The sequence below is a fragment of the Micromonospora sp. C41 genome (assembly GCF_018070485.1).
In the GTDB taxonomy this organism is placed as follows: domain Bacteria; phylum Actinomycetota; class Actinomycetes; order Mycobacteriales; family Micromonosporaceae; genus Micromonospora; species Micromonospora chalcea.
The window spans coordinates 1-9,001 of sequence record NZ_JAGPXP010000061.1 but is presented as its reverse complement, the minus strand read 5'-3'; the positions used below and the strand labels follow the sequence as shown (position 1 = coordinate 9,001).

Here is a 9,001-nt window from a genome sequence, read left to right as displayed (position 1 = left end):
ATATACCTCAGAGTCATAATTATGACTCTGAGGTATATCGGTCAGCAGGACATGTCTCTACGGCGCGCGACACGCCGAGACAGAACACTCCTGGGCGATGGCGCGGCCCGGGAACGCGAGCGGCTCAGCCCTCGACGGCGGCGGCGAGCTTCCGCGACTCCGCAGCCTCGGCAGGCTCGGAGGTCTCGGCGGTGACCACCGGCTCCGGGACTTGCCCCGACTTCGCGGCCTCTGCCGACCCGACGGATTCCCCCGGCCGAGCGGGCTCCCCCGCCTCCGCGGGCGACGCGGAGACGGGCGCGGCCTCGACCGGCGGCGCGGAGGCCGGGGACGCGGAGGCCGGCGGCGCGGAGGCCGGCGACGCGGAGGCCAGCGCCGCTTCGACGGTGGCGCGGGCGCGGCGGGTGCGGCGCAGCGCCCGCACCGCCAGGACAATGGCGACCACCCAGGCGACACCGAGCAGCGCGTACACCACCACCGGCGCCGAGCCGCTCACGCCGCCGGCGCTGAGCAGCGTGCGGGCGTTGGTCAGCACGATCACGCCGCCGATCACGGCGCCGAGCAGCTGAGCGGGAACGATGCGGACCAGCCAGGCCGCGATCGGGGCGGCGATCAGGCCACCGATCAGGAGCGCGGCCACCGTGGGCAGCAGGAAGCCCTCGGTGCCCAGGCCGATCAGGAAGCCGACGCTCGCCGCGCCGGCCACGACGAACTCGGAGGTGTCGACCGAGCCGATGACCTTGCGGGGTTCCATCCGGCCGGAGACCAGCAGCGCCGGGGTGGCGACCGGGCCCCAGCCTCCGCCGCCGGTGGCGTCGACGAAGCCGGCGACCAGGCCGAGCGGGGCGAGGAAGCGGCTCCGCAGCCGGCCGGCGGCGCGGGTGGCCCGAAGCGGCCGGGAGAACCGCACCAGCAGGTACGCGCCGAGCGTGAACAGGATGGCCGCCATCCACGGCGCGGCGGCCTCGGTGGAGATGGAACTGAGGAACGTCGCCCCGGCGAACGCGCCGATCGCGCCGGGCAGCGCGATCCGGCCGACGACCCGCCAGTCGACGTTGCCGAAGCGCCAGTGCGAGACGCCCGCGGCGAGCGTGGTGCCGATCTCGGCCAGGTGCACCGAGGCCGACGCGGCGGCCGGCGCGACACCGGCGAACAGGAGCAGCGTCGAGGAGGTCAGCCCGTACGCCATGCCGAGCGAGCCGTCGACCAGTTGCGCGGCGAGCCCGACGAGGGCGAGGACCAGCAGCTTGCGCACGAGCGCCCCCTGACTTTTCGGTATCTCCTATCGACTTGGTCGACAATGCGGCACGAAGGTGGTCCCGGTCAAGTCCCCCATCCGGTTGGTAGGACGCGCCGGACGGCGCGGTCAGCTCCAGGCGCGCGGGTCGGCGGCCAGTTCGTTGACCCGGCCGGGCAGCTCACCGGAGGCCACGTCGGCGATCGTGACCAGCTCCAGGATCTCCCGCTCGCTGGCCCGCAACGCGATCCAGACGTCCTGCAACGCGCGGGCCGCGCCCTGATAGCCGAGCTGTTCCGGACGCTGGCCGCGCACGTGCGCGAGCGGCCCGTCGATGACGCGGATCACCTCGGCCAGGGAGATCTCACTCGCCGGCCGGGCCAGCCAGTAGCCGCCCTCGGGGCCACGCTGGGCGTGCACGATGCCGCCCCGGCGAAGCTGGAGCAGGATGCTCTCCAGGAACTTCGGCGGGATGTCCTGGGACCGGGCGATCTGCTCGGCGGTCACCGGGCGGCTCCGCTCGGCGGTCCCGTCCGCGACCGAGGCCAGCTCAGCGGCCGCGCGGAGGGCATAGTCGACCCGGGCGGAAAGACGCATACGGCCAGGTTAGTCCGCTCGGGTGCGGGCCGCCCCGCCGACCCGCGCCCGGACGATCATCACCCGCCGCTCAGCCGCCGACGCGGCGCAGCAGTCCCTCCTGCACGGCGCTGGCGATGTGCCGCCCGTCGGCGGTGAACATGCGGCCGGTGGCCAGGCCACGGCCGCCCGACGCGGACGGGCTCCAGCAGTCGTACAGGAACCACTCGTCGGCGCGGAACGACCTGTGGAACCACAGCGCGTGGTCGAGGCTCGCGCCGACCACGCCGCCCGGGCCCCACACCTCGCCGTGCACCGACAGCACCGAGTCCAGCAGCGTCAGGTCGGAGGCGTACGTCAGCGCGCACGCGTGCAGCAGCGGATCGTCCGGCAGCTTGCCGTCCAGCCGCATCCACACCCGCTGGTGCGGTTCGGCCGGGCGGTCGCCGGGGCGTACCCAGCCGGGCTCGCCGACGTAGCGCACGTCGATCGGGCGCGGGATCATCCCCCAGATGCCGAGCCGCTCCGGGTAGCGGGAGAGCCGGTCGGTCATGGTCGGCACGTCGTCCGGGCCGGGCACGTCCGGCGGCACCGGGGCGTGGTGGTCCAGCCCCTCGTCCTGTCGCTGGAACGACGCCGACATGAAGAAGATCGGCTTGTCGTGCTGCAACGCCACCGAGCGGCGCACCGAGAAGGACCGGCCGTCGCGGACGTTCTCCACCTGGTACTCGATCGGCTCGGCCGGGTCACCGGGGCGCACGAAGTAGCCGTGCAGGGAGTGCACGGCCCGCTCCGCGTCGACGGTGCGGCCGGCGGCGACCAGGGCCTGGCCGGCGACCTGCCCGCCGTAGACCCGCTGCGGGCCCACCGGCGGGCTCATCCCCCGGAAGGTCATCTCCCCGGTACGGTCCAGGTCGAGCACCTCCAGCAGCTGGTCGACCGCCGCCTGCCCGGTCGCCGCAGCACTCACTGGAGCGCTCGCGCCGAGGCCGCGTCCACGAGCGAACCCAGCTGGTGCACGCGCAGCGTGTTGGTGGAGCCGGGGGTGCCGGGCGGGCTGCCCGCCACGATCACCACGTAGTCGCCCGGGTTGGCCCGGTTGAGGCCGAGCAGCGCCTGGTCGACCTGGCGGAACATGTCGTCGGTGTGCTGGACGAACGGCATCAGGAACGTCTCCACGCCCCAGGAGAGCGCGAGCTGGTTGCGCACCTCCGGCACCGGCGTGAAGGCCAGCAGCGGCAGGTCGCAGTGCAGCCGGGCGAGCCGCTTGACGGTGTCGCCGGTCTGCGAGAACGCCACCATGGCCTTGGCGCCGATGGCCCGGGCGATGGAGGAGGCGGCCACGGTGAGCGCGCCGCCGTGCGTACGCGGGTCGTGCTGCAACCGGGGGACGGCGATCGAGCCGGCCTCGGTGGTGGTGACGATCTTGGCCATGGTGCTGACGGTGAGCACCGGGTACTTGCCGACGCTCGTCTCGCCGGAGAGCATCACCGCGTCCGCGCCGTCGAGCACCGCGTTGGCCACGTCGGAGGCCTCGGCGCGGGTCGGGCGGGAGTTCTCGATCATCGAGTCGAGCATCTGGGTGGCCACGATGACCGGCTTGGCGTTCTCCCGGCAGAGCTGCACGGCGCGCTTCTGCACGAGCGGCACCTGGTCCAGCGGCAGCTCGACGCCGAGGTCGCCGCGGGCGACCATGACGCCGTCGAAGGCCAGCACGATCGCCTCGAGGTGGTCGACCGCCTCCGGCTTCTCGACCTTGGCCAGGACCGGGCGGCGCACGCCCTCCTCGTCCATGATCGAGTGGACGAGCTTGATGTCCTCGGGTGAGCGGACGAACGAGAGCGCGACCAGGTCGACACCGAGGCCGAGGGCGAAGCGCAGGTCCTCCGCGTCCTTGTCGGACAGGGCCGGGACGCTGACCGCCACGTTCGGCAGCGAGACGCCCTTGTTGTTGGAGACCGGGCCGCCCTCGGTGACCAGGCACCGGATGTCGTTGCCGGTGACGTCGCTGACCTCGACCGCGACGCGGCCGTCGTCGATCAGCAGCCGGTCGCCCGGCTTCACCTCCTGCGGCAGCTTGCGGTAGGTGCAGGAGACGCGCTCCTTCGAGCCGACGACGTCGTCACCGGTGATCACGACCGAGTCGCCGGTGCGCCACTCGTGCGGGCCGTCGGCGAACCGGCCCAGCCGGATCTTGGGCCCCTGGAGGTCGGCCAGCACCGCGACCGGCTTGCCGGACGCCTCGGCGGCCTCGCGGACCAGCCGGTAGACCGATTCGTGGTCGGCGTGACTGCCGTGGCTGAAGTTGAGCCTCGCCACGTTCATGCCCGCCTCGACGAGCCCTCGGATACGCTCCGGGGACGAGGTGGCGGGGCCGAGAGTACAGACGATCTTCGCGCGGCGTGTCACGCCCATCAGGCTAGTCTCTCCTCCGGATCGGCCTCCCGGCCGACCCCTTGCGGACAGCGGAACAGTTGTCCAACGACGCGCGTGTACCGCGCGGGCGGGCGGTTGGCGTACCGCACCGGAACGTCGTGTGTGGCGGGCATCGGCGACCGCGCGGCGGAAATGGTACCCCTCGCCGTCACGTGCCGGCCGGGTGCTCCCGTGGATGCCGTCCGCCCTCGCCGTGGCGCGGCCCCGCCGGACCGGCCGGGGGCAGGTTCGGGCAGCCGCCGGGCGGCCAGGCCGCGATGATCTCGGCGAGCAGGTGGTCGGCGCGCAGCCCGGACGCGGTCCGCTCCAGCGGGACCCGGCTCGCGGCGCCGTGGAAACTGGTGCAGCGCGATCGCCGAGAACGGCGACGAGACCGCGCCGGCCGTCAGCTCTCCGTCTTGACCAGCGGGAACTCCAGCGAGCCGGCCGGGCAGAGGAAGGTCAGCACCTCGACCCGGTAGAGCCCGGCCTGTACCGCCGGGTCGGCCTCCATGACGCTGCGCACGTCGTCCACCGAGCCGGTGCGGGCCAGGCCGAAGCCGATCGGCGGGTCCGGTTCCCGGGCCGGGCCGTCCACCGAGCCGTCGACGAGCACGATGCCGCGCCGTTGCAGCGCCCGCATGTGCTGCAGATGCTCGGCCTGCAGCCGTTGCACGGTCTCCTCCGGCAGGGCCCGGCCGGACGGCCCCGGGTAGAGCACGATGCACTCGTACGTGTCCAGCGCGAAGTCGAGCCGTGGCGTCGTGCCCATGCGCACCTCCTGCTGACCACCGTTGCGCCCAGCCTCGCACGGCGGTCCGGTGCGCCGGGGCCGCTCGCCGCAACTATCAGTGCTTCGCCGCCACGATTCGGGGAATGTCCAGGGGTCGGGGCGCGCGCCGCCCGCGACCGCGTACGAGCACAGGAGGACCGCGATGGCCACCAGCACCCAGCCCGCCAAGGCGTCGGGCAGCTACCGGATCGGTGGTGACCTGCGGGTCGACCGCCTCGGCTACGGGGCGATGCAGCTCACCGGCCCCGGCGTGTGGGGCGACCCGAAGGACCCGGCCGAGGCGGTACGGGTGCTGCGCCGCGCGTACGAGCTGGGCGTCACGTTCATCGACACCGCCGACTCGTACGGGCCGTTCGTCAGTGAGCTGCTGATCCGCGAGGCGCTGCACCCGTACGCCGACGACCTGGTCATCGCGACGAAGGCCGGACTGACCCGCTCCGGCCCGGACGACTGGCGGCCGGTGGGCCGCCCGGAGTATCTGCGCCAGCAGTGCGAGCTGAGCCTGCGCCACCTGGGCCTGGACTGCATCCCGCTCTACCAGCTGCACCGCATCGACGCGAAGGTGCCGCTGGCCGACCAGCTCGGCGAGCTGGCGCTGCTGCGGCAGGAGGGCAAGGTCCGGCACATCGGCCTGTCGCAGGTCAGCGTCGAGCAGATCGAGGCGGCCCGGGAGATCGTCCCGATCGTGTCCGTGCAGAACCTCTACAACCTGGCCGACCGCGGCGCCGAGGACGTGCTGGCGCACTGCGAGCGGCACGACCTGGCGTTCATCCCGTGGTTCCCGATCGCCACCGGCAACCTGGCCCGCCCCGGCGGCCCGCTGGACGCGATCTCGACCGCGCACGGCGCCACTCCGGCGCAGCTCGCGCTGGCCTGGCTGCTGCGCCGCTCGCCGGTGATGCTGCCGATCCCCGGTACGTCGTCGGTGGCGCACCTGGAGGAGAACGTGGCGGCGGCCGAGGTGGAACTGACCGACGACGAGTTCGAGGCGCTGGCCAAGGCGGCCTGAGTCTGCCGCCGTCCGACCCTTTCGCGGAACGTGATCGAGCAACTACCGTCAGAAGGATTCTCACGAGTGGGGGTCCGCTGTGGAGGAGTTCGACTACGTCATCGTGGGGGCCGGCGCGGCGGGGTGCGTGCTGGCCAACCGGCTCACCGAGGATCCGGGGACGCGGGTGCTGCTGCTGGAGGCGGGCGGCTGGGACCGCAGCCCGTACGTGCGCGTGCCGAAGGCGTTCTCCCGGCTGATGGACGACGAGCGCACCGCCTGGCACTACCCGGCCACCACCGGGCCGGGCCGCCAGGAGATCTGGCAGCGCGGCCGGATGATCGGCGGCTCGACGTCGGTCAACGGCATGATCTGGAGCCGCGGCGCGGCCCGCGACTGGGACGCCCTCGACCCGCTGGGCTGGGGCTGGTCGGCCATGCGGCAGGTGTTCACGCGGCTGGAGGACCACCCGCTGGGCCCCGCGCCGCACCGGGGCGCGGGCGGGCCGGTGCGGCTGTCCATCGCCACCGGCACCGACCCGCTCGCCGAGGAGATGGTGGCCACCGGCGCCGAGCTGGGCTGGCGCCGGGCCGACGACCTGGACGCCGACGACGACGAGCGGATCGGCTACCCCACCGCCACCATCCACGGCGGACGGCGGGTCAGCGCCGCGAACGCGTTCCTGCACCCGGTGCGGCGCCGGCCCAACCTGACCGTCGAGGTCGGCGCCGTCGTGCTGCGGGTGCTGGTCGAGGGCGGCCGGGCGGTCGGCGTACGGGTGGCGCACGGCGGCCGGGAGGTCGAGCGCCGGGCGGCCGGGGAGGTGATCCTCGCCGCGGGCGCCCTGGCCACCCCGCACCTGTTGCAGGTCTCCGGCATCGGGCCGGCGGACACGCTGCGCGCCGCGGGCGTGCCGGTGCTGCTCGACCGGCCCCGGGTCGGCGCGGGGCTGCGCGAGCACCGGTCGATGGTGCTGCAGTACCGCCTCGCCGAGCCCGGCGGCCACAACATGACCATCGGCAGCCCGCTCGGGCAGGCCCGGGCCACGCTGCGCTGGCTGCTCACCGGCGGCGGCCCGCTCGCCCTGCCGGTGCTCGACGTGGCGGCCCACGTCAAGTCCCGGCCCGACCTGGACCGCCCGGACGCGCACCTGCTGATGGCGCCGTTCTCGGCCGCCCCGCCCCGGCCCGGAAAGGCTCTCGAACTGGAACGGGAACCGGGACTGATGTGCCTGGGCACCGTCACCCGGCCGGACAGCGAGGGCAGCCTGGCGATCACCGACGCGGACCCGCGTACGCCGCCGGCTGTCGTGGCGAACTACCTCACCACCGACCACGACCGGCGGGTGGCGGCGGACCTGTTCCGCCGGATGCGGGAGTTCTTCGCCACCGGGCCGATCGCGAAGCGGATCCGGGCCGAGACGGTGCCCGGCCCGGCGGTCCGCACCGACGCCGAGATCGTCGAGGCGGCGGTGGCACGCGGCTACTGCGGCTACCACGCCATCGGCACCTGCGCGATGGGCGACGGCGACGACCACGTGGTCGACCCGCAGCTGCGGGTACGCGGCGTGGACGGGCTGCGGGTGGTCGACGCGTCGGTGCTGCCGGTGATGGTGGCGGGCTGGACCAGCGCACCGGTGAGCGCGCTGGCGTGGCGGGCCGCGGACGTCATCCGCGGGCGGGACGGGAGCTGACAGCGCCCGGGCCCGCGCGACGGCGGGCCCGGGCACCGGTGTCAGACCGCGAAACAGTTCGGCCGGACCGGCGCGCCGGCGAGTACCTGGCGCACCACCGTGTACGTGGTGCCGTCCAGCACCAGCCCGAGGTGGCCGACGACCCGCAGCGGGCACCACGCCTGCACCAGCACGTTCGTGGCGCCGTCGGCGAGCAGCGCGTTGTCGACCGGCCGGACCAGCTCGTCCTGCCAGGTGCGCACGGTGGCCCAGCGGACCGGCCCGGGGGTGTCGTCGCCGGCGTTGAGGTCGGCCAGGAAGCTCGACCCGATCGACATCTGCTGACAGGCGATCACCCCGGCGCAGCTGCCCAGCCCGAGGAACGCGACCAGGTTGGCGACGTACGTGCCGTACTGCGGGCTGCCCAGGCTGACGTACTGGTCGACGGTGGCGGCGCCGCCGAGGTACTTGACGTACCAGCGGCTGACCAGGCCGCCCTCGGAGTGGCCGACCAGGTCGACCCGGGCCGCTCCGGTGGCGGCGCGGACCTGGTCCACGTAGGTCGAGAGCGCACGGGCGGACTCGCGGATGTCGCCGAGGCCGAGGTTCGGCAACTGGAAGATCGAGACCCGGTAGCCGTCGGCGCGCAGCCGGGCGGCGATCGGCTCGTACGCGATGGAGATTCCACTGAGGCCGCCGACCACGATCACCGGGTCGGCGGCCGCGGCGGCGGCCCGTTGCGCGGCGGTGGTGACGGTGGCCGTGTTCGACGGGGCGGCGGGTTCGGCGGCGGCCGCCTGGGCGGCGGCCGGGACGAGCAGGACGGTGGCGGCGGTGGTGGCGGCCAGGATCGTTCGGAGCAGCATGGGCTGCACCTCCGAGGGGGAGGCACCCGGGCGGACCGGGAGGGGACGGGTGGGATCCGATCGATCGTGGACACGATGATGCGTGTCCGATTTCACACACGTCAATGAAAAGTTACGCGGCGGTAACCACTTGTCGCGCCCACCGCGCAAACCGGCAAGCCGGGCCGGGCTCAGTTGCCCAGCGCCTGGACCTTCGCGATCGTCTCCTGGACGTGCTGCCGGGCCGGCTCCCCGCCCTGCGCGGCCTGCGCCAGCGCCTGCCGGTAGGAGTCGATGACGCCGATCAGCGGCCCGGCCGTCGCCCCCTCCAGCGCGCCCGCCACCAGCGCCCGCGCCTCCGCCGCGTCCTGTGCCGCGGCAGCCGTGCGCGCCTTGGCCTCGTCCAGCTTCTGCGCCGCCGCCGCCAGCCTCGCGATGATCTCCGCCGCGCTCACAACCCCTCCCCCACCTCACC

At 73.9% G+C, this 9,001-nt stretch carries 9 protein-coding genes; 2 read left to right on the top strand and 7 right to left on the bottom strand.

Annotation, left to right across the window (positions count from 1 at the left end; genetic code table 11):
* Positions 1-124: 124 nt before the first annotated feature.
* The 5 genes from KBX43_RS31075 to KBX43_RS31055 form a co-directional block, all read right to left on the bottom strand.
* Complete coding sequence (locus KBX43_RS31075; RefSeq protein ID WP_210888590.1) at positions 125-1,255, bottom strand: sulfite exporter TauE/SafE family protein; 1,131 nt, start codon at positions 1,253-1,255, stop codon at positions 125-127.
* Between the two features lie 111 nt (positions 1,256-1,366).
* Positions 1,367-1,834, bottom strand: a complete 468-nt coding sequence (locus KBX43_RS31070) for an Rrf2 family transcriptional regulator (RefSeq protein WP_043329564.1) — start codon at positions 1,832-1,834, stop codon at positions 1,367-1,369.
* Positions 1,835-1,904: 70 nt separating this feature from the next.
* Complete coding sequence (locus KBX43_RS31065) at positions 1,905-2,783, bottom strand: acyl-CoA thioesterase II (protein WP_043329561.1); 879 nt, start codon at positions 2,781-2,783, stop codon at positions 1,905-1,907.
* A complete protein-coding gene (gene pyk, locus KBX43_RS31060) occupies positions 2,780-4,228 on the bottom strand; it encodes a pyruvate kinase (RefSeq protein ID WP_043329559.1) in 1,449 nt (482 codons plus the stop codon). The genes KBX43_RS31065 and pyk overlap by 4 nt, the downstream gene beginning before the upstream one ends.
* 406 nt (positions 4,229-4,634) lie before the next feature.
* A complete protein-coding gene (locus tag KBX43_RS31055) occupies positions 4,635-5,000 on the bottom strand; it encodes a YciI family protein (protein ID WP_043329557.1) in 366 nt (121 codons plus the stop codon).
* A 163-nt stretch (positions 5,001-5,163) separates the two neighbouring features.
* Here KBX43_RS31055 and KBX43_RS31050 point away from each other — a divergent pair, with 163 nt between their 5' ends.
* Both KBX43_RS31050 and KBX43_RS32195 read left to right on the top strand, forming a co-directional pair.
* Positions 5,164-6,030: an aldo/keto reductase gene (locus tag KBX43_RS31050; RefSeq protein WP_210888588.1), complete on the top strand. Its 867-nt coding sequence runs from the start codon at positions 5,164-5,166 to the stop codon at positions 6,028-6,030.
* A gap of 79 nt (positions 6,031-6,109) precedes the next feature.
* The gene (locus KBX43_RS32195; protein ID WP_210888585.1) at positions 6,110-7,702 is read left to right on the top strand and encodes a GMC family oxidoreductase; all 1,593 of its coding nucleotides are present in this window, start codon (positions 6,110-6,112) and stop codon (positions 7,700-7,702) included.
* Positions 7,703-7,743: 41 nt separating this feature from the next.
* Here the strand turns inward: KBX43_RS32195 and KBX43_RS31040 are convergent, their stop codons facing one another.
* Positions 7,744-8,547 carry an alpha/beta fold hydrolase gene (locus KBX43_RS31040; protein WP_064445267.1) on the bottom strand — a complete coding sequence of 268 codons (804 nt, stop codon included), beginning with the start codon at positions 8,545-8,547 and terminating at the stop codon, positions 7,744-7,746.
* A 170-nt stretch (positions 8,548-8,717) separates the two neighbouring features.
* Positions 8,718-8,981 (bottom strand): DUF6244 family protein, encoded by a 264-nt coding sequence (locus KBX43_RS31035; protein ID WP_013287536.1) that lies wholly within the window; start codon positions 8,979-8,981, stop codon positions 8,718-8,720.
* Between the last annotated feature and the right edge of the window lie 20 nt (positions 8,982-9,001).